Raw genomic sequence first — 20,183 nt, forward strand, 5'->3', positions numbered from 1 at the left:
CCCTCACCGCCCTCGGCTACCGCTGGTCCACCACCACCTTCAACCGCGACCCCAAATAGCCCCCGGTGACCACGAGGCCCGCACCACGGCCCCCACCCCGACCCCGCGCCCCACCCCCCCCAGGACGGCGCACCCCGACACCACGTCGGCCCGCGCCGCCCTCCCGGCATCCCGGCCGCCCGGACACGGGGTGCGCGCTCCCAGCTCACCTGCACGATCCCGCCCGGCGCACTCTCGCACCGCTGTCCTCCCCGGATGCCTCTCCGCCAGTACGCCTACTTCGCGTTGTTCAGCCGGCACATCTCCGCCGACGAGACGACCTCGCACCTGGGCATCACGCCTGACGAGGTGTCCGTCCGCGGCAGCCGCTCCACCGAGCCGAAGGCGATCCCGGCCGGCCACTGCTGGAAGGTCGTCTGCCGGGAGCCCGGCCTGTGCGCCGACGAGCAGATCACCCGCATCCTCGACAGGCTTCGGCCCTGCACGGACCGCATCGCCGAACTCGCGGGCCGGCATCCGGACCGCGATGTCCTGGACTTTCCTCACCGCGTCGGTGCCGGGCCGGACGTCGACGAGTACGACATGACCGGAGACGACGGGGACGCCGGCTGAGCAGGTCGCCCCGTACTTGCCCGGGTGCACGAGCCGGTACCAGCGACCCCGGCAGTCCGGGGCGCGATCCCTCTCCGGCACAGAGCCCCGCGAAGGCGGCCCCTGCGCCCCCGGGGTCGGTTCGCCGTCGCCGTGCGGGTGCTATCCGTGCCCGAGGGCCCGTCGCAGGAGCCGGTCGAGGCCGGAGCGGGTGGCACCGAAGCCCGTCTCGTGGTCCCAGACGTCGGTGCAGCCGGGGCACTGGAGGTGGAGGAGGCTGCCGGTGTTGGAGAGCAGGTAGCGCCAGTGGTCCGCGCAGTTGCGGCCGTCGCGGCAGGCGTCGCAGGTCTCGTGCGTGCGGCAGGTCGGGCAGGGCGCCCAGGCGCGCCGGCCGATGTCCGCCTGCGGGTCGATGGGGAGCACGTCAGCGCCCCCGTGCCGGGGCGAGGGCCCGGGTGGCGCGGGCAGGCGCGGGCGCGGCCGGGGGAGGTGCCGCCGGGCCGGGGAAGTTCGAAGACATGGGAGATGAAGTTAGGCAAGCCTTGCCTTGCTGTCAAGGAAGGCCCACGGCGGGCACCCTGCCCGCGGGCCGGCGCGGCGGCCTTCAGCGCAGGACCGGGACGGCGGCCTTCAGCGCAGGACCGGGACGGCGACGCGCCGTACCGTGGTGAACGGGGCCGGCGGGCACGCCGGCCGGGGCCGCGGCCGGGCAACGGGCTCAGGACCACGGCCGGGACACGGGCGCAGGACCGCCGGCCGGGACCCGCGCGTCCGCACGCACACCCCTGCGCACACCCCTGCGCACACCGAGGGAGCGAGGTGCCGATGGGCCGGTTGCCCGGAGCCCCCGGGTGGTTGCGCCGCCGCGATCCCCACCTGGTGGCCGTGCACCGCGCACTGCGGGTCACCCTGGTGGCCTGCGCGGGCTTCTACGTCTGCCGCTACGCCCTGCACGACGACACGATGGCCACCTACGCGCTGTTCGCCGCCGTCGCCACCGGTGTCCTCTCCCAGCTCGGCGGCGGCCCCGAGGACCGCGCCCGGACGCTGCTGGCGGTACTGCCGGGCGCCTACCTGCTGGTCACCACCGGCACCCTGCTGGCGGTGCGGGCCTGGTCGGCGGCGCTCGGCATGCTGGTCGTCGGGTTCGCCGTCGCGTACGGGTCGGTCGGCGGGCCACGGCTGGTCGGACTGGCCAACGGCCTCCAGCTGTTCTACATCCTGCCGTGCTTCCCGCCCTACCAGCCCGGGGCACTGCCCTCCCGGCTCGCCGGGGTCAGCATCGGACTGGTCCTGCTGGCCGGCGCCGAGCTGGCGCTCTGGCCGGAACGCACCCCCGTGCGCTACCAGGACCGGCTCGCCCGCGCCACGGAGACGGTGGCGCGGCTGGCCGACAGCGCGGCCGACGCCTGCACGGCGCCCAGGGCCAGCGCCGGCGCCACCGACCTCGACGACCCCGGCCCCGCCACCGCAACCGCCCCCACCGGCCGCGCCCCCACCGGCCCCGCCGCCCCCACCGGCCGCGACCCCACCGGGCCCGGCCCCAACGACCCCACCGGCCCCGCCGCCCAGGCCGCCGGCCCCGGCCGGAGCGCCGGCGCGAGCGGCCCGCTGGCCGCCAGCCGGGCCGCCGTCGACGGCCTGCGCCCCACCCGGGTCCCCGTCCTGGAACGCCCCGCCTCCGCGGGCGCGGCGGACCGCGCACTCACCCACGCGGCCGCCGCCCTGCGCTACACCCGCACCCAACTGGCCCGGGTCGTCACCCTCGGGGCGGGCGCCCCCACCCCGGAGACCGCCGTCCTGCTGCGGGCCACCGCCCGGGCCCTGCGCGAGGCCGCACCCGCGGTCCGCGCCCACGCACCGGCACCCGACCCCGCCCCCGTCGAGGAGGCGATCGCCGACTTCGAGACGGCCCGCGCCGAACCGGCCCAGGAACCCTGGCCCGCCACGCCCCAGGCCGCCGAGGCCAGGCTGCGGCTCGGCTGCATCGCCCTGGACGCCGCCGAGGGCGCCCGCTTCCTGCTGATCGCCGTCCGGATCAGCCGCCACGCACCCGTACCGCCGGACCCGCACCCCGGCGACCGCTGGCGCAGCCCCTTCTGGTACGCCCACCTGCCCACCCGCACGCTCTGGTGGCGCAGGTTCCGCGGACACCTCACCCCCCGCTCGGTGTACTTCCAGAACGCCCTGCGCATCGCCGCCGCCCTCGCCGCCGCACGGCTCGTCGCCGGCGCCCTCGACCTGGCCCACGGCTTCTGGGCACTGCTCGCCACCCTGACCCTGATGCGCACCTGCGCGGCCGACACCCGGACCACCCTGCGCCCGGCCCTGACCGGCACCCTGCTCGGCGCCCTCGCCACCGTGCCGCTGCTCCTCGCCGTCGGCGAGCGGCCGGCCGTCTACGCCGCCGTCCTGCCGGTGGCCATGCTGGTCGCCTTCACGGCCGGCCCGCTGCTGGGCCTGGCCTGGGGCCAGGGACTGTTCACCGTGGTGGTCGCGATGATCTTCACCCAGCTCGCCCCGTCCGACTGGCGCCTGGCCGAGACCCGGCTGATCGACGTGGTCACCGGCGCCGCCGTCGGCACCCTGGCCGGCCTCTGCGCCTGGCCGCGCGGCGGCGGCAGCGAACTGCGCCGCTCGGTCGCCGACCTGCTCCGCGACAGCGCACTGGCACTCCAGGAGACCGTCGCGGTGGTGACGGGCACCACCACCGGCACAGGAGCCCTGCGCCGCGCCCAGCACACCCTGACCTTCGCCGAGGCCTCCTACGCCCAGTTCCAGACCGAACGGCACGACCAGGCGATGGACGGCCCCAACTGGCAGGCCGCCCTGCTCGCCTGCCAGCACACCACCAGGGGCGCCGAACAACTCCTCACCCGCTGCCCGCCGGGCTCCCTCGCCCCCTGGCCCCGGACGGTCGAACGCCTGGAGCGGGACGCCGTCCTGGTCGCCGGCGCCTTCCAGCAGCAGAGCCACGGACTGCGCCGGCGCAGACGCCCCGGCCGCACCGAACTGCGACTCGCCGAGACCGAGGAGGTCCTGCTCGGCGAACGCACCCTCGCGGCCCGCCCGCCCGCCGACCCGCTGCTGCTCACCGCCACCGACCTCAGCGTCTGGCTGAGCGGACTGCTGGACGACCTCGCCGCCGTCTCGCCCCCCGGCGCCGAACCGGCCCCCGCGCCCGGCCGCACCCCCTGACCCCCGCACCCGCACCCGCCCCCTGACCCCCGCCCCCTGACCCCCGCACCCGTCCCCGTCCCGCCCCCGCGGACCCCGCTGCCCGGTGACCCCGCGCCCCGGGAGGGCGCCCCCGTTCCCCTAGGCTGGCCGTCATGTCAGGCGAGCGGCGCACCTTCAGGTACTCGGACGGCGAACGCATCCCCGGTCTGCGGCGCCCGGTCTTCGCCCACCACGCCGGCGTCCACCACCTCACCGAACTGACCGTGTACGCGGACGGGCTGGTCGACTGCTGCGGCCTGTCCACCGTGGCGGAGTTCGCCGAACGGGTCGGCTACGGCCAGGTGGCCGCCCGGATCCCCGAGGGCGCCCGGGGCACCGCCCCCGGACTCGCCACCTGGCGGTTCACCTCGGCGCACACCTTCCTCACCCCGGAGCGCCTGCTGGCCGAGGTCCGGGCGGACGTCGAGCGGCTGAACGGGCCGCCCGGGCACACCGGGCCGCCGGCCCACCCCGCGGTGCTGGTCGACGAGTTCTCGCTCGCCGAACTGCACAACGACCACCCGACCCCGGTCACCCTCGACGAGGTTTGCCACCCGTGCGCCGCCGAGGCCTTCCGGGCCCTGGACAGCCCGCCCGGCCCGGCCCGGGCCCGCCCGGCGGTGATGGCCCGGGTGCTGCGCGCCAAGTTCGCCCAGCACCCGGCGGCGGCGCGGACCCTCCTGGCGACGGGCGATGCCACCATCCGCTACCACGACCCCGCCTCCACCTACTGGGGCGAGGGGACCCGCGCCGGGCGCAACTGGATGGGCCGGCTCCTCGAACTGGTCCGGGCCGAGCTGAGCGTCACGGACTGACCGTCACGGCCGGGGCCCGCCGACCCCGGCCGGCCGGGACCGGGGCCCGCCTGCCCGGGGCTGACGCACCGGCAGAACGCGTCGGGTGTCTGCCGGACGGAGGACCGTGCCGAGTGTCCTGCCCGGTTCGGCCCGCCCCGTCCGTAGACAGTGTGGAATGACACGTACCGGAGCGGCCCTGGCTCTCGCCGCCGCCACCATGATCGCCACATCCCTGCCCGGCAGCGCCGGCGCCCTCGCCCTGTCGGACGCCCCGCACGGCGGGCACGCCTGCGTCCGCTCCCCGGAGCCCTCCGCCGGGCCGGCCAGGACGGTGCTGGACATCGCCCGGCAGGGCAAGGAGCAGTACGGCCTCAACTCGGTGCTCCTCAAGGTCACCGTCGACGGCCGCGAACTGATCACCACCGCGCTCGGCGAGTCCATGACGGGCGTGCCGGCCGAGCCGGACATGCACTTCCGGGCCGGCTCGGTGGGCATCGCCTACATGGGCACGGTGCTGCTGCAACTGGTGGACGAGCACGTGGTGGGCCTCGACGAGCCGATCTCGCGCTGGCTGCCGGACGTGCCGCACGCCGACCGGATCACCCTGCGGATGCTCGGCTCCAGCACCTCGGGCCTGCACGACTACGTCACCGACCCGGCCTTCCTCGCCGAGCTGGAGGCCCACCCGTTCCGCCACTGGACCGACGACGACGTGCTCGCCTACCCCTTCAGCCACCCGCTCTGGTACGAGCCGGGCACCAACTGGAGCTACTCGCACGCCAACTTCGTGCTGCTCGGCGAGGCCCTGGAGAAGATCACCGGCACCCCGCTGGACGAGCTGCTGGAGCAGCGCGTCACGGGCCCGCTCGGGCTGCGCAACACGCGGAACGACTTCACCCCCGAGATCCCGGCCCCGGTGCTGCACGCCTTCACCTCGGAGCGCGGCGTCTACGAGGAGTCCACCTTCTGGAACCCGTCGTGGACGACCGCGCGGGGCGCCGTGATCACCACCGACATCTGCGACCTGGCCCGCTCGGCGCAGGCCGTCGGCACCGGCGAGCTGCTCTCGCCGGAGGGCTTCCGCACCCAGCTCGACCCGGGCACCGTCGGCCTCGGCGGGCCCACCGACATCTGCCCCCCGACGGTCTGCCTCCACAACACCGAGGCGCTGCACTTCGGCTTCACCGTCCTGGTGGAGAACGGCTGGATCCTTCAGAACCCGTCCTTCTCCGGCTACGCCGCGATCCAGGCCTACCTGCCCTGCGAGCACCTGGCGATCGCCGTCTCCACCACCAAGGGACCCGGCTCGCCCGACGTCAACACGGCCGAGCTGATCGCCTCGCAGATCGCCGCCCGCCTCGCCCCGGACAACCCGATCCCGGCCCCGGCCGGCTGACCGGCCGGCTGACCGGCCGGCACCCCCCGTCACCCCGCCCCCGGCAACCCGGCAACCCGGCACTCCGGCCGGCCGGCACCCGGCCGCCGCGGCCGGGGTGACGGCCGGTCAGTCGCCGGCGGCCGGGTGCGGCCTGGTCCGGAACAGCCGCCCGGCCGCCTTGGGGAGCACGATCCACAGGATCCAGCCGTAGGGCGTCAGGAAGAACACCGGGACGGACAGCCCGAAGCCGGCCAGCATCCCGTACAGCACCGGATCCCCGGCCGCCACCAGGCCGGCGGGGACGTCCGGGTCGCGCAGCCGCCGCGAGGTCATCCGGCGTTCCATGGCGACCACCGCCGCGAGGGCCAGGAACTGCAGCAGGGCGTAGAAGCCGAACCGCAGGCCCACCGTCTCCGTGTCGTCCCCCTCCGTGGTGAGCAGCTTGGTGGCGAAGGGGTTCAGCACGACCGTCGCGAGCCAGCACGCGTTGAGCGTGCGCAGTCTGGCGTCGGTGCGTTCGGTGTAGCGGAAGACCCGGTTGTGCTGGCCCCAGGCGGCGGCGATCACGGCGAAGCTGATCAGGAAGGCCAGGTAGTGGTCGAGGTCGTCGTGGACCGCCGACCGGAACGCCGCCACCGTCGGGCCCTCGGGCACCGGCAGTTCGAGGGCCAGCAGGGTGATGGCGATCGCCACCACGGCGTCCGAGAAGAAGATCATCCGGTCCGCGGCGCGTTCCTCGTACCTCCGCAGGTTCCTCGCCCGCACCGCAGCCTCCTTCGTCGCTGCGGCCCATCCTCCCCGCGGCGGCGGCCCCGGCGGGCGCTGCGACACACCGGGGGCCGCCCGGGCCGCCGGCGGACCGGTCGTCCGGGCCCGGCCGCGCCTACTCCCGCCGGGGTTCCGCCGCGTCGGGCAGCAGCGGGCGCAGGGCCCCGAGGACGGCGCCGACGCAGACGTCGCGCAGCTGGGTGCGGGTGCAGGTCTCCTCGCCGAGCCAGTCGACGACGAGGACCTGGACGAAGACCAGCCAGCTGCGCAGGACGGCGGAGACCGCGTCGCGGGCGGGGTCGCCGGCGAGCGGGAGGACGGCGAGCAGGCGGGCCCGCAGGGCGTCCAGCTCGCCCGTCATGATCGTCTGGACGACGGGGTCGCCGGCCAGGACGCGGTTCGCGGCGATCACGGCGTGGCGGTTGGCGATGAAGTAGTCCAGGTGCACGTCCATGCCCTGGACGAGCTGGTCGGTCAGCGAGTCGGCCGGGTCGAGGCGGGTCTCGGCCAGCAGCCGGTCCGCCGCCTCCTGGTACACCGCGGCGAAGAGCGCCTGCTTGCTGGGGAAGTGACGGTAGAGCAGCGCCCGGGAGACGCCGGCCTGCCGGGCGACGTCCTCCATGAGCACGTCCTCGTAGGGGTGTCCGGCGAAGAGCCGGGCTCCGACGGACAGGAGCTGGGCTCGGCGTTCGGCCGGGCTGAGGCGCCGGCGGGGCGGTGGCACGCGGCCAGCTTACTTGACACGCGTCTACTTCCTGGGCCTACCCTGGACCCGGCTAGTAGACGTGTGTCTACTAATGCTTCCCGGGCGGACGACGGAAGACGGGGTGGTGGGTCATGGCCAGAACTCTCCGAGTGCTCGTGCGGCTCATGGGGTGGTCCTGTGTGGCGATCGGACTGTTCCACCTCGCCCTCGGCAACGCGGCGATCCCCGGCGCCGCGCACGCGGGGGCGACGATCGACAGCTGGGGCCGCTTCATGGGCGCGAGCTTCGCCGGGTACGGACTGGCCTGGCTCTGGGCGGCCCGGCAGCGGCCCGTGCCGGCCACGGCGGTGCGCCTGCTCGCCGGCGTGTTCCTGCTCGGTGGCCTCGGACGGCTGCTCTCGCTGGCGCTGAACGGGCCGCCGCAGTGGTTCCAGCTCGTCCTCGCGGTGCTCGAACTGGGCCTGCCGCCGCTCCTGTTCGGGCTCGCGGACGCCGACGAACGGGCCTTCGGGGCGACCCGTCCGCAGGCGGGCACCCCGGTGGCGGGCGCACGGAAGGGGGCCGGGGCTCCCCGGTCCTGACACCCCGCTCCTGACGCTCGGGCCCCGACGCCCCGGCCCCGACGCCGGGGGAGTGGCGGCGCCGGCCGCCGCCGGGGCGGCCGCCGCCGGGCGTCCACCGACAGGTTTTTTCGTCTTGACAAATATTTTTGTCGGACGGATCCTGGAGGGGTGCTGGACGTCGCCGTGATCGAAGAACCCGCCGCGGCCGAGGCCTCCCTGGACCCGATACGGGCCGGGATCCTCGCCGCCCTGGCCGAGCCCGGCTCGGCCACCATGCTGGCCGCCCGCCTGGGCCTGCCCCGGCAGAAGGTCAACTACCACCTGAAGGAACTGGAGCGGCACGGGCTGGTCGAGCTCGCCGAGGAACGCCGCAAGGGCAACGTCACCGAGCGGGTGTACCGCGCCACCGCCGCCTCCTACGTCATCTCCCCGATCGTGCTGGCCGCCGTCAGCCCCGACCCCGCCCGCTCGCCCGACCAGCTCTCGGCCCGCTGGCTGCTCGCCCTGGGCTCGCGGCTGGTCCAGGAGGTCGGCCAACTGCTGACCGGCGCCGCACGGGCCGGGCAGCGGGTCGCCTCCTTCGGCATCGACGCCGAGGTGCGCTTCGCCTCCGCGGCCGACCGGGCGGCCTTCGCCGAGGAACTCGCCCGGAGCGTGGCCGCCCTCGTCGGCCGCTACCACGACGAGAGCACCCCGGCCGGCCGCACCCACCGGGTGGTCGTCGGACTCCACCAGGTCCCCACCACCACCGCCCCCCGGGGGCCCGCCACCGACACCCCCGCACCGACACCACCGGCACCACCGGCACCACCCGAAGCGGCACAGGAGAACCGACGATGACGCACCCGTTCGAGATCGAACTGGAGACGACCCTGCCGGCGAGCCCGGAACAGGTCTGGGAGGCGATCGCCACCGGGCCGGGCATCGACTCCTGGTTCATGGGCCGCAACGAGGTCGAGCCGCGCGAGGGCGGCAGTGCCGCCATGGAGACCGGCGGCCACCGGCAGGAGGCCCTGGTCACCGCCTACGAACCCGGCAAACGCTTCGCCACCCGCACACCCGCCGCCGAGGACGGCCGGTTCATGGCCTTCGAGTACCTCATCGAAGGACGCGAGGGCGCCGGCACCGTCCTGCGCGTCGTCCACAGCGGCCTGCTCGGCGACGACTGGCAGGACGAGTACGACGCGCTGCGCCGCGGCTGGCCCTTCCACCTGGGCACGTTGCGCCAGTACCTGGCCCACTTCCCCGGCCGCACCGCCGTCCCGGTCTTCGCCGCGGTGCCGACCGGCCCGCGCCCGCCCCGGGACGTCTGGGCGGCGCTCGCCCGCGCACTGTCGCTGCCCCTGCCGCCGGCCGTCGGCGCGCGGGCGGCCGCCCGGCCGGCGGGCCTGCCGCCGCTGGACGGCGAGGTGGTCTGGGCGGACGAGGAGCGGTTCGGGATCCGCACCGCCGACGGCCTCTACACCTTCCACCACGGCCCCGGCATCGCCCTGGCCTTCCACCACCTGTTCGGGGCGGACACCGACGGGGCCGAGGACGCCTGGCAGCGATGGCTGGCCGGACTCCTGGGCTGACCGCGCTCCCGTACGGCCCGCACCACGATCCACCCGGCCCGATCCGGCACCGCCCGATCCGGCCCGGCCCGACACTTCACGACCCGACCCGGCCCGACACTTCACGACCCGACCCGGCCCGACACTTCACGACCTGACCCGGCACTGCACTGCACGACCTGACACTTCACGACCCGACAGACCGAAGGAAACCCCGATGCGCACCCTCATCAGCACCGCTTTCGTCTCCCTGGACGGCGTCGTGGAGGCACCCGGCGGCGAGCCCGGCTACCGCAACTCCGGCTGGACCTTCAAGGACGTCGAGTTCCTCCCCGAGGCCTTCGAGATCAAGGAGCGCGAGCAGCGGGAGTCCGCCGCGGTCCTGCTGGGCCGCACCAGCTACGAGGCCTTCAGTCCCGTCTGGCCCGACATGCCGGAGTTCGCCCGGTACAGGACGCTGCCCAAGTACGTCGTCTCCACCACCCTCACCGAGGACGGGCTCGTCCCGAACTGGGGCGAGAGCACCATCCTGCGCTCGCTGGACGAGGTCGCCGCCCTCAAGGAGACCGACGGCGGCCCGATCATCGTCCACGGCAGCGCCACCCTGAACCACGGTCTCTCCGACGCCGGCCTGATCGACCGTTACCACCTGCTCGTCTTCCCGCTGCTGCTCGGCGCCGGCAAGCGGCTGTTCAGCACCACGGACAAGGACACCCAGAAGCTGAGGCTCGTCGAGCACGAGGTCTACCCCAACGGCCTCCAGAAGCAGATCTTCGACGTGGTCCGCTGACCCGCCCGCCCGCCTGACGGCCTGCCCGCCCGCGGCCCGGCGGCCCGGCGGTGGGCCGCCGCGGGCCGCCCCGACGGGCCCGGCCGGGGTGCCGCCCTGCCGCGCGGGGGCCGGATTCAGCCATCCGGCCCGATTCGGCCGGTGGGAGCCGGGTATGGACGCAACCGCCCTTCCCTCATCGGTAAGCGATCGCCCCGGAGGCATCCGTGCCCGACATGAACGGCCCCTACAAGCCCGGCACCCCCTGTTGGATCGACCTGATGGTCCCCGACCAGCAGGCCGCCCTCGACTTCTACCGCGACCTGTTCGGCTGGCAGGGGGAGATCGGCCCGCCGGAGACCGGCGGCTACTCCGTCTGCACCCTCAAGGGCAAGCCGGTGGCCGGGATCATGCGTGCCTCCAACCCCGACGGCTCCACCCCCGACCCGATGCCGCCGACCGTGTGGACGACCTACCTGTCCACCGACGGCATCGACGCCACCGCCAAGAGCGTCACGGACGCCGGCGGCAGCGTCATGATGGGCCCGATGGACGTCATGGACCTCGGGCGGATGGCCGTCGTCACCGACCCGACCGGTGCCGTCGTCGGCCTCTGGCAGCCCGGGACCTTCGACGGGGCCGGCATCGTCAACGAGCACGGCGCGCTGACCTGGAACGAGCTGAACACCGGCGACACCGGCGCCGCCGCCGCGTTCTACTCGGCCGTGCTGCCGGTCACCACCGCCCCCACCCAGCTGCCCGGCGCCGAGGGGTACACCGAGTTCAAGGTCGCCGATCGTGCGGTCGCCGGGATGATGGACCTCTCCGCCCTGCCGCCCGGGGTCCCGCCGCACTGGCTGGCGTACTTCAGCGTCGACGACGTCGACAGCGTCCAGGACGCCGCGGTCCGGGCGGGCGGCAGCGTCATGGCCCCCGCCTTCGACATGCCCGCCGGGCGGATGGCCGTCCTCGCCGACCCCCAGGGCGGCACCTTCGCGGTGATCACCCCCACCATGCCCGGCCAGGCCGACTGACCGCGACGGGCGCCGCCCCGGCCCGCCCGCCGGGGCGGCGCCCGTCCCCGCCGCCGTCCCTCCCGCCGCCGTCCCGGCCCCACGTGAGGCCGTCCCGGCCCGGCGCGTCCCGGCCCGTACGCGCCGCGCGCTCAGGACCGCGCGGGGGCGCGGGCCGGGCGCCGGGCGCGCGAGCCGGTGGAGCACGTGCCGGCGCAGGGCGTGCCCGGCCGGGAGCCGCGGATGGTCGAAGTCCTCGCGGGGGTCGTGCGTCATGCCCAGGCGCTCCATGACCGCGCGCGAGGGCAGGTTGCCGGGGACGGTGAAGGAGACGATCTCCCGCAGGCCCAGCGCCTCGAAGCCGAAGCCGACGGCCGCGAACCCGACGGGGTGCGGGAAAGTCCCCGGCCACGAGAATTCCACCGGACCTCCCGTGCCTCCGGGCCTCCCGTGCCTCCGGGCCTCCCGGGCGGCGGACCGCCGCGTCCCACCATGATGCCCCCGGCCCCGGCCCCGGCCCCGGCCCAGCGACTTGACGGCACAGCGGCCCGGCCCGGCCCCGTCTCGCCCCTCCGGGCGGTTGCGCTGCGGCACCGCGCCCCGCGTCCCGGCCGCCGCGTTGCGGGGTGTCGCCGCGCCGGCCCGGTCCCCGCGTCGGCGCCGGGTGCCGCGGGCGGCAGGAGCCCCTCGTCCCCCCAGGGGGCTCCGTACACTGACGCCCATGGCATGCCGCATCAGTGAGCTGGTCGTCGACTGCGCCGACCCCGAGCTGCTCGCCGCGTTCTGGAGCGAGGTCCTCGGGTACCGGGAGCTGGGCCGGGAGGACGACGGGAGCATCGAGATCGGGCCGCCCGGCGCCGGGCCCGGCGGCCCGCAGCCCACCCTCGTCCTCAGCCCCAGCAGCGACCCGCGCGCCGGCAAGCTCCGGCTGCACATCGACGTCAGCGCCACCGACCGGGACCAGGACGCCGAGTTGGAGCGGCTGCTCGCGCTCGGCGCGCGGCCCGTGGACGTCGGCCAGAGCGGCGCCGAGAGCTGGCACGTCCTGGCCGACCCGGAGGGCAACGAGTTCTGCCTCCTGCGCGCCCGGGTCCGGCCCCTGTGACCGGCGGAGCCGCGCACGCGCCGCGCACCCGCCGCGGGGGAGTCCCGGGCCCGTGTCCGCGCTACGCGGCCCCCAGCGCCGCCACCAGCTGCGGCAGGCTGTCGCCGGCCACGACGAGGGCCAGGTGGTCGTGGTAGTCCCGGCTGTGGACGATCAGGCCGTCGCGCACCCGCAGCACCTGGATGTTGGCGGCCTCCACGCTCCGCCCGGTCACCCGGTGGTGCACCCGGTAGTCCCACTCGGCGACGACCACCTCCGGGTCGTCGGTCTCCCGGACCACCACGTTCGCCGACGTCAGGTCCAGCGGCGAGTGCTCGGCGACCTCCTGGAACCGGGCCCCCAGGGCGGCCCGCCCCTCGATGCGGCGCGGCCCCGCCGGCACGAAGGGGGTCTCCACCACGGCGTCCTCGGCGTAGAGCCCGGCCAGGTCCGCGAACCGTCCCGCGGTGATGCCCGCGAGCAGCTCCAGGAAGACCTCGCGCGGCGACGGCGTTTCGGACATGATCGACCTCCAGCGGGACCGGTCGCCAGAAACGGACTGGCGACTCCGGTAAGAAACGATACGGACTGGCGGATCCGGTTGTCCAGGACGCCTGGTCAGCCGTCCGGGGCGAAGGGACGACAGGGATGAGCGGCGCTCCACAGCGCCCGCTGCGCGCGGACGCGGCCCGCAACCGGGCCAGGCTGCTGGACATCGCCACACAGGAGTTCACCACCCGCGGCGTCGGCGTCAGCACCGAGGAGATCGCCCGGGCCGCCGGGGTCGGGGTCGGCACGCTCTTCCGGCACTTCCCCACCAAGGAGGCCCTGCTGCAGGCGGTGATGGTGCGCAGGCTGGAGACGCTGGCGGCCCGCACCACCCGGCTGGCCGCCGAATCCGGGCCCGCCGGCGCCTTCTTCGACTGCTTCCGCCTGGTGGTCGACCAGTCCGCGGGCAAGAACGAGTTCACCCGGGCGCTCGCCGCGGCCGGGATGGACGCGCACTCGGCCCTGCGCGAGCCGAGCGCGGTGATCCGGGACAAGCTGGCCGAACTGCTGGCCGGGGCCCAGCGGGCCGGCGCCGTCCGCCCGGACCTGGGCCTGCCGGAGCTGATCGCCCTGCTGACCGGCACGACCGCGGCGACGGAACAGCTCGGCACCGACCCCGCGGCCCGCGAACGGGTCTTCGAGGTCGTCCTCGACGGCCTGCGCCCCCGCTGACGGACCCTCGGCCCCCGTCGGCCGGGCGTCCGTTCCCGCCGGTCCGGGCGTCCGTTCCCGGCGGCGCCGAGCCGGTCGGCCGCCGGCCGGGCGTCCGCCCCGCGCCCCGCCCCCGCGCCCCTGCGGCCGGGTTCCGCACGGGGCGCCCCGCACGCGCCGGAATGCCACCGCCGGCACCCGCAACGGCGCCGGAGGTTCGCGCACGTCCCCCGGCTGTTCGTCACCGAACCACCCTTCCGCCCGACCGCGGCGGCGGGAAGGGCATACCTCCGTGGGAGCGGTGGGGACCGTCTGGTGGAAGTGCCGGATGGGATCCACTATTCGGTCCTTTGCGCACGTCCGGAATTTGGTTCGGGTGGGGGGCAATTCCAAAGAAGTTGGGCCCCGGAGCGGTGTTTACATTCGAGGCACGACTTCCGGAGGGAAAAGGTAGATGCGTGCTGTTGTGGTGAACGGGACCGGCGGTCCCGGGGCGTTGGTGTCGACCGGACGGGACGTCCCGGTCCCCGGGCCCGGTGAGGTACTGCTCGATGTGGCGGCGATCGGCGTGAATTATCACGACGTCTACGAGCGGAGCGGCCTGTACCCGCGACCCGTGCCGTTCGTCCCCGGACTGGAATGCGCGGGGGTGGTGAGGGCGCTCGGGCCCGGCGTCGAGGGCCTCGCGGTGGGGGACCTGGTCGTCACCATGGAGGTGTCGGCACCGGGCGCCTACGCGCAACAGGTGGTCGCACCGGCCGAGCGCGTCGTGGCCGTGCCCGCCGGCGTGAGCGCCGAGCAGGCGGCCGGGGTGTTCCTCCAGGGGCTGGCCGTCCACTACCTGACCCGCGACAGCCACCCCGTGCAAGCCGGCGAGACCGCCCTGGTGCACGCGGCGGCCGGCGGCGTGGGCCTGCTGCTGACCCAGGTGCTGCGCCTGCTGGGCGCCCGCGTGATCGGGACGGTCTCCAACGCGGCCAAGGAGGAGGCGGTCCGCAAGGCGGGCGCGCAGGAGGTCATCCGCTACACCGAGGTCGACTTCGTCGCCGAGGTGGCCCGGCTGACCGAGGGCCGCGGCGTGGACGTGGTCTTCGACGGGGTCGGGGTGGCGACGTTCGACGGGAGCGTGGCGTCCCTGCGCACCGGCGGCACCCTGGCGCTCTACGGCCAGCCCAGCGGCGTGGTCCCGCCGCTGGACATGAGCCCGGGCACCCGGGGCTCGATCCGGCTGATCCGCCCGACCCTGCCGGACTTCATCACCACCCGGGAGGAACTGGTCGCCCGCGCGCAGGAGGTGTTCTCCTGGGTCCACACCGACGGCGTGACCGTCCCGATCGGCGCCACCTACCCGCTGGCGGAGGCGGCCACCGCGCACGCCGACCTCGAAGAGCGCCGCTCGATCGGCAAGTTGCTGCTGATCCCCTGACGCGCGGGCGCACCGCCGGCCACGCCGCGCCCGGCCCCCGGCCGGGGGAGCGGGCCCGTGCGGGGAACGGCCCGCGCCCGGGTCAGGAGGCCGGGGCGGGGTCCTTGTGGGGCACCTGCGGGAGCCAGCCGACCGCCTCGTCACGGAAGTGCTGGTTCTCCGGGACGAGCGTGAGCTCGTCGAGGCTCATCAGGGTGACGAAGACCGCCTCCGAACCGTCGTCGAGGGCGCACATGCGGGCGCCGCAGGTGGGACAGAACCCGCGTCCGGCACCGGGGAACTCGGCGTACCAGGTGGGCTCGCCGCCCTCGCCGTCCCAGCTGAAGCCCGCCAGGGGGAACCCCACCCAGGTCATCATGGGGCCGCCGGAGAGCTTCTTGCAGTGTGCGCAGCTGCACACGTGGGGGTAGAACGGCGCGCCGGCGGCGGTGAACCTGATCCTCCCGCAGAGGCAGCCGCCGGTGTGGGTCTGCTGCTGGCCGGTGTCGCTCATGTGTGTCCCCCCGGGACCTGGCTCGGTTGTGTGCCCAGCAATATGTCATGCGCCCGGCGGGCGCACCACCGCGGCACGCGGGGCGGGGGAGCGCCCCGCCGCACGGGACGGCTGCCGTCGGCCCGGGCCGGCGGGCCGGCCGGCCGGGCGGGCCAACCGCCGTGCCCGGTGCGGTTCTTCGGGTTCCGGACGGCCGGGGCCCGGCAGGCCGGGCGCGTACGGGGCTAAGCGGGGGCGCGCGGCCGCCACGGCCGGCGTCCGGCAGGGGCGGTGCGCCGCGTTCACCCGTTCGTGGCGCGCCGCCGGCTGCCGGCGCCGCCCGCCCGCCGCGCACCCGCCCCGACCGTCCGTCAGGGCGGGCGCGCGGCACCGCGCGGGGTCAGAAGGTGCGTGCGGCGACCCGCACCCGCTGGACGTCCTGGAGGGCGTCGCGCAGGGAGGTGAGCGGGAAGGGGGCGCCGGGGGCGTCGAAGCGGTCCTCGAAGGCGGTGTCCTGGTCGGCCATGTAGAGCCAGGTGTAGGCGGACGACTCGGGCTCGAAGCGCCAGCTGTCCGCGAGCGGGCCGGTGTCGAGGGTGTCGAAGCCGATCCGGCTGATGAGGGCCGCCGCCGCGGCGTTGGCCGCGGCGTGGTCCCCGGCGATGGGCAGGGCGGTGCGGTCCGGGGCGCCGGCGGGGCGGGCGAGCTGGGTGATGTGGTGGCCGAGGATGTTGCTGAACGCCTTGACCAGGTGGGCGCCCTCCAGGTGCTGCTGGACCAGCTCGCTGGTGGTCAGCTTCTCGGAGTCCAGCTCCGGGATGCGGCCGTCGCGGATCGGGTAGTAGTTGCTGGTGTCCAGCACGGTGTGACCGCGCAGCGGCGCCGCCGGGACGGAGCGGTAGGCGAGGATCGGTACGGCCAGCAGGACGAGGTCCGCCTTCTCGGTGGCCTGTTCCACGGTGCCGGCGCCGGCCAGCGGGCCGAGCTCGCCGACGAGCGCGGTGAGGGTCTCGGGGCCGCGGGAGTTGGCGATCACGACGTTGATGTCCGCCGCGACCGCGAGCCTCGCGATCGCCGTTCCCATGCTTCCACTGCCGATGATTCCAAGGGTGGGCATGTCTCGGTTCCTTTTCGTGGGTCGGGACTTGTGGTCGTTCCGTGCCGGCGGGCGGCCCGGCGCCGCCGCCGCGCGGCGCCCGCACGGGCGGCCGGGGCGGCGCCCCGGGCGTGCTGCGCCCGGGAGCCGGGGCCGGGAGCCGCAGGGGCCCCGGCCGGTGGCCGGCTCCGGGTGTGCGCGGCGCCCTGGCGCGCCGCGGCGCCCCAGGAGGCCGCCGCCCGCCGTCGCCGCCCGGCCGCCGGGGTTCCCGGGGCCGGGCCGGCCTGGTGGGCGGTCAGATGTAGTAGGTGTTGGGCTCCAGCCCGCACAGGACGCGGCCGTAGGTCTCGGCGTTGACGTCGGGGTTCATCATGGCGTGCAGGTTGAAGGTCTGGAGGTCGCTGACGATGCGCTGCAGCGGGACCTTGGTGTAGGCGGAGGAGCCGCCGCTGGAGCCGGCCAGGATCTGCGCCGCCTCCAGGGTGAGGCGGGCGGCCGCGCCCTCGTCGGCGCGGCTGCGGGCGCGTTCGGTCATCTCCCAGCCGTCGCCGGAGGCGCACTTGGCGTCGACCAGCTCGGCGAGGCGCTGGGCGTGGAACCGGGCCTCGTCGATCTTCATGGCGGCCTCGGCGACCCGCAGGTGGGTGACCGGGGCCTCGCTCTGGCTGGGGTACTCGGTGTAGGCGATCTTGCGTCCGGGCAGCCGCTCGAAGAAGGCGTCCTGGACGGCCAGGGCCATGCCGACGCAGACGCCCACGGTGGTGGCGGCGCCCACCACGATGAACGGGGCGCGGTACATCGGGATGTCGGCGTTGAGCTTGGAGGCGGACTGGCTGCCGAGGACCGCGGGCGCGGGCAGCACGCGCTCCTGGGGGATGAACAGGTCCTTGGCGGTGGTGGTGACGCTGCCGGTGCCGCGCAGGCCGCTGGTGTGCCAGTCGTCGACGATCTCCAGCTCCGCCACCGGGACGGGGGCCATCACGGGGTAGGGCTGCCCCGCCGGGTCGAGGAAGATCGCCGCGCTCTGCTGCCACTGGCTGCTCAGGGCGCCGCTGATGAACGGCCAGGAGCCGTTGACCAGGATGCCGCCGGGGACCGGGACGGCCGTCGCGGTGCCCGGCCCGATGGTGGCGCAGACCCGCCCGTCGGGGTCGGCGAACACCTCGTCCTGGACCTCGTCCGGGAACAGGCCCAGGCCCCAGCCGGCGATCAACGAGCTGGCCAGCACCCAGCCGGCCGACCCGTCGGCACGGGCGACCTCGGTGACCACGTCGACCATGGTCCGCGCGTCGGCCTCGTACCCGCCGTAGCGCAGCGGGATCCGCATCCGGAACAGGCCGGCCCCGGTCAGGGCCTCGACCGCCTCCTCGTGCAGCCGGCGGTTCTCCGCCGACCACGCGGCGTGGGAGCGCAGCACGGGCGCTATCTCCGACACCCGCAGCAGCAGTTCGTCCCGGGACGGGACGGCGAAAGTGGACATGCCTACTCCTTGGCTGGATCTACTGGATCTACTGGACCTGTCGGAATCCGCTGGCATGCGGGCCCTGCCCCACCCCGCCGGAGGCTCTCCCGCCCGCCCCGGCGCCCGCACCGCCCGGCGCCCGCCGGGCCCGCCCCGGTCCCGCCCGTCGCGCCGCCCGTCCGGACGGCCCGGAGCGGACGCGGGCATGCCGCGTCGGCGGCCGGTCGTGGCCAGGAGGTCGGTGCGGGGAGTGTCGCAGGGGTCGGTGCGGGCGCCGGCGGGCGCGGGCGGCGCGCTGCGCGCTGCCGTGCGGGCGTCCGGTCCGGGTGTCCGGGCCGCGCCGCCGCGGGGCCTGCCGCCGCCACCGCCGTTCGCCGGCCCGCCCGTTGCCGTTGCCGAAGCCGCCGGTGGCGGGGGTGGTGGCGGTGGCGGCGGGCAGGTCCGTCCGGCACCACGGGCCGGGACGGGGCGGGCGGGTCAGGCGAAGAACGTGGTGAACTCGTCGATCACGGCCTGCGGTGCCTCTTCGACGAAGTAGTGGCCCGCGTCGGGCACCACGACGACCCGCACGTCGCCGGCCTGGGTGGGCAGGGTGGCCTGCATCTGGGCGGCGAAGAGGCCGTCGGCGAGGTTGGAGACCAGGCCGAGCACCGGGGCGCCGATCTTGCCGTAGGTGCCGAGGTCGACGATGTCCTGGCCGAACGCCTGGTACCAGCCGTTGCCGCCGCGGATCCCGTCCGCGGTGTCGTAGGCACGGGTGTACACGGCGCGGGCCTGCTCGTCGACGGCGCCGCGGTCGAGCAGGAACCCGTCGAAGACCCAGTCCACGAGGTGGCGGGCGCGGCCGGCGAGCAACTGCTCCGGCAGGCCGGCGACCGAGTTGAAGGCGAACCACCACGGGTGGAAGGGCATGCCCGGCGCCGGGAGCATGGGGATCTGGTAAAGGGACGCGTCGGGGTGCAGCACGTCCAGCAGCGCGACCTTGCGGACGGCCTGCGGGTGGTTGGCCGCGAAGCTGAAGGCGACCTGCGAGCCCACGTCGTGGCCCGCGATGTCGACCTGGTCGTAGCCCAGCGCCCGGACGAACCCGTGGACGACCTTGGCCATCGTCTTCTTGTCGTAACCGGTGGCGGGCTTGTCGGATCCGCCCATGCCGGGCAGGTCCAGCACGATGACCCGGTGGCCGGCCTCGGCGAGCGCGGGCATCACCTTGCGGAACTCCCACCAGGTCTGCGGCCAGCCGGGCAGCAGCACCAGCGGCCTGCCCTCCCCGCCGGCGACGTAGTGCAGGCGCAGGCCCTCCACGGTGATGTGGTCGCTGCGGAAGTCCCCGGCCAGCGACTGCGCGAGCTCGGCGTCGGTGGGGACGGCCGCGCCCGTCCCCGGCGTGCCCTCCTCGGGCGTGTTCGTGGTCACTGTTCCCATTCCTCATTCCTGGCGGCGGGGACATGTCTGCCGAGCCGTGCTCCGATTCGGTACCCCGGGGATCTGTCCCGGGACGGCCGCGGGTGAACCGCCTTGTCACACCGTGACCATGAGCCATCATCAGTGGCTCTGACATCCGGGCACCTCTTCCATCGTGCTCTCCTTTTCCACGCCCGCCGCGTGTACCGGCACCGTCCCGCCCGCACCGCAGGGGAGCAACCGGGAAGTAGCCGCCCACCTCGCCGCGACCCGCATACTCACCGTGTGCCGGGCCGGGCCTTGGCACCGGGCGGGCCGGGGTGGGCCCCGCGCGGCGGCCGCCCGGTCCGGCACAACACGCCCGCCGGCCAAGGGCGTTCGGGAACCGTCCGGCCAGGATCCGTGCGGGATCCGGGCGTTCGGGATCCGTACGGGCGCCGCGGCCGGCGGGCGGGAGGGGTGGGAGGGGAGGGGCGGGGCACGCCGGGGGGCGGACGGGCCGGTGGCCGTCCGCCCGCGGGCCCCGCCCCTCGGGCGGTCCGGCCCGCACCGCATCCGCGCCGGGCCCGCTGCGCCCCGTGCCGCATCCGCGCCGGGCCCGCTGCGCCCCGTGCCGTGCTGCCCGTGCCGGTGCCCGTCGCGTTCCGGGGTCCGGCCGGCAGCACAGGGGCAAGGTGCGGGT

20 protein-coding genes are annotated in these 20,183 nt (G+C 75.4%); 12 read left to right on the forward strand and 8 right to left on the reverse strand.

Annotated features, from left to right (window positions below; all coding sequences use genetic code 11):
• The first annotated feature begins 255 nt into the window (after positions 1-255).
• Positions 256-612 (forward strand): DUF4279 domain-containing protein, encoded by a 357-nt coding sequence (locus IE329_RS36745; protein ID WP_190215398.1) that lies wholly within the window; start codon positions 256-258, stop codon positions 610-612.
• A 141-nt stretch (positions 613-753) separates the two neighbouring features.
• Here IE329_RS36745 and IE329_RS36750 read toward each other — a convergent pair whose 3' ends face one another.
• Positions 754-1,014: a hypothetical protein gene (locus IE329_RS36750; RefSeq protein ID WP_190215399.1), complete on the reverse strand. Its 261-nt coding sequence runs from the start codon at positions 1,012-1,014 to the stop codon at positions 754-756.
• 456 nt (positions 1,015-1,470) lie between these two features.
• Between IE329_RS36750 and IE329_RS36755 the strand changes: the two genes are divergently transcribed.
• The 3 genes from IE329_RS36755 (at position 1,471) to IE329_RS36765 (ending at position 6,003) form a co-directional block, all read left to right on the forward strand.
• Positions 1,471-3,789 carry an FUSC family protein gene (locus tag IE329_RS36755; RefSeq protein WP_190215400.1) on the forward strand — a complete coding sequence of 773 codons (2,319 nt, stop codon included), beginning with the start codon at positions 1,471-1,473 and terminating at the stop codon, positions 3,787-3,789.
• Between the two features lie 134 nt (positions 3,790-3,923).
• Positions 3,924-4,625, forward strand: a complete 702-nt coding sequence (locus IE329_RS36760; RefSeq protein ID WP_190215401.1) for an NADAR family protein — start codon at positions 3,924-3,926, stop codon at positions 4,623-4,625.
• Positions 4,626-4,782: 157 nt separating this feature from the next.
• Positions 4,783-6,003: a serine hydrolase domain-containing protein gene (locus IE329_RS36765; RefSeq protein WP_190215402.1), complete on the forward strand. Its 1,221-nt coding sequence runs from the start codon at positions 4,783-4,785 to the stop codon at positions 6,001-6,003.
• Positions 6,004-6,111: 108 nt separating this feature from the next.
• Here the strand turns inward: IE329_RS36765 and IE329_RS36770 are convergent, their stop codons facing one another.
• Both IE329_RS36770 and IE329_RS36775 read right to left on the reverse strand, forming a co-directional pair.
• Positions 6,112-6,750, reverse strand: coding sequence for a TMEM175 family protein (locus IE329_RS36770; RefSeq protein ID WP_190215403.1), 639 nt, complete (start codon positions 6,748-6,750; stop codon positions 6,112-6,114).
• A gap of 118 nt (positions 6,751-6,868) precedes the next feature.
• On the reverse strand, positions 6,869-7,477 hold the full coding sequence (locus tag IE329_RS36775) for a TetR/AcrR family transcriptional regulator (RefSeq protein WP_190215404.1): 609 nt from the start codon (positions 7,475-7,477) through the stop codon (positions 6,869-6,871).
• A gap of 113 nt (positions 7,478-7,590) precedes the next feature.
• On the opposite strand from IE329_RS36775, the gene IE329_RS36780 reads away from it, so the two are divergent.
• The 6 genes from IE329_RS36780 (at position 7,591) to IE329_RS36805 (ending at position 12,462) form a co-directional block, all read left to right on the forward strand.
• Complete coding sequence (locus tag IE329_RS36780) at positions 7,591-8,040, forward strand: DUF4345 domain-containing protein (protein WP_190215405.1); 450 nt, start codon at positions 7,591-7,593, stop codon at positions 8,038-8,040.
• 150 nt (positions 8,041-8,190) lie between these two features.
• The gene (locus IE329_RS36785; protein WP_190215406.1) at positions 8,191-8,862 is read left to right on the forward strand and encodes an ArsR/SmtB family transcription factor; all 672 of its coding nucleotides are present in this window, start codon (positions 8,191-8,193) and stop codon (positions 8,860-8,862) included.
• Positions 8,859-9,596: an SRPBCC family protein gene (locus IE329_RS36790; RefSeq protein ID WP_190215407.1), complete on the forward strand. Its 738-nt coding sequence runs from the start codon at positions 8,859-8,861 to the stop codon at positions 9,594-9,596. The genes IE329_RS36785 and IE329_RS36790 overlap by 4 nt, the downstream gene beginning before the upstream one ends.
• A gap of 196 nt (positions 9,597-9,792) precedes the next feature.
• Positions 9,793-10,365, forward strand: a complete 573-nt coding sequence (locus tag IE329_RS36795) for a dihydrofolate reductase family protein (RefSeq protein WP_190215408.1) — start codon at positions 9,793-9,795, stop codon at positions 10,363-10,365.
• A gap of 215 nt (positions 10,366-10,580) precedes the next feature.
• On the forward strand, positions 10,581-11,378 hold the full coding sequence (locus IE329_RS36800) for a VOC family protein (protein WP_190215433.1): 798 nt from the start codon (positions 10,581-10,583) through the stop codon (positions 11,376-11,378).
• A gap of 700 nt (positions 11,379-12,078) precedes the next feature.
• Positions 12,079-12,462 (forward strand): VOC family protein, encoded by a 384-nt coding sequence (locus IE329_RS36805; RefSeq protein ID WP_190215409.1) that lies wholly within the window; start codon positions 12,079-12,081, stop codon positions 12,460-12,462.
• A 61-nt stretch (positions 12,463-12,523) separates the two neighbouring features.
• Here the strand turns inward: IE329_RS36805 and IE329_RS36810 are convergent, their stop codons facing one another.
• On the reverse strand, positions 12,524-12,964 hold the full coding sequence (locus IE329_RS36810) for a nuclear transport factor 2 family protein (RefSeq protein ID WP_190215410.1): 441 nt from the start codon (positions 12,962-12,964) through the stop codon (positions 12,524-12,526).
• Between the two features lie 125 nt (positions 12,965-13,089).
• Here IE329_RS36810 and IE329_RS36815 point away from each other — a divergent pair, with 125 nt between their 5' ends.
• Complete coding sequence (locus tag IE329_RS36815) at positions 13,090-13,662, forward strand: TetR/AcrR family transcriptional regulator (RefSeq protein ID WP_190215411.1); 573 nt, start codon at positions 13,090-13,092, stop codon at positions 13,660-13,662.
• A gap of 433 nt (positions 13,663-14,095) precedes the next feature.
• Complete coding sequence (locus tag IE329_RS36820) at positions 14,096-15,067, forward strand: quinone oxidoreductase family protein (RefSeq protein WP_190215412.1); 972 nt, start codon at positions 14,096-14,098, stop codon at positions 15,065-15,067.
• A gap of 82 nt (positions 15,068-15,149) precedes the next feature.
• Here the strand turns inward: IE329_RS36820 and IE329_RS36825 are convergent, their stop codons facing one another.
• From IE329_RS36825 to IE329_RS36840, 4 genes are all read right to left on the reverse strand, one after another.
• Positions 15,150-15,560 (reverse strand): GFA family protein, encoded by a 411-nt coding sequence (locus IE329_RS36825; protein WP_190215413.1) that lies wholly within the window; start codon positions 15,558-15,560, stop codon positions 15,150-15,152.
• 379 nt (positions 15,561-15,939) lie between these two features.
• Entirely contained in the window at positions 15,940-16,656 is a 717-nt protein-coding gene (locus IE329_RS36830) for an NADPH-dependent F420 reductase (protein ID WP_190215414.1), read from the reverse strand.
• Between the two features lie 274 nt (positions 16,657-16,930).
• Positions 16,931-18,115 carry an acyl-CoA dehydrogenase family protein gene (locus IE329_RS36835; protein ID WP_190215415.1) on the reverse strand — a complete coding sequence of 395 codons (1,185 nt, stop codon included), beginning with the start codon at positions 18,113-18,115 and terminating at the stop codon, positions 16,931-16,933.
• Between the two features lie 459 nt (positions 18,116-18,574).
• Positions 18,575-19,522, reverse strand: coding sequence for an alpha/beta fold hydrolase (locus IE329_RS36840; RefSeq protein WP_190215416.1), 948 nt, complete (start codon positions 19,520-19,522; stop codon positions 18,575-18,577).
• Positions 19,523-20,183: the final 661 nt, after the last annotated feature.

This window comes from Kitasatospora indigofera (assembly GCF_014655955.1).
GTDB classification, from domain to species: domain Bacteria; phylum Actinomycetota; class Actinomycetes; order Streptomycetales; family Streptomycetaceae; genus Kitasatospora; species Kitasatospora indigofera.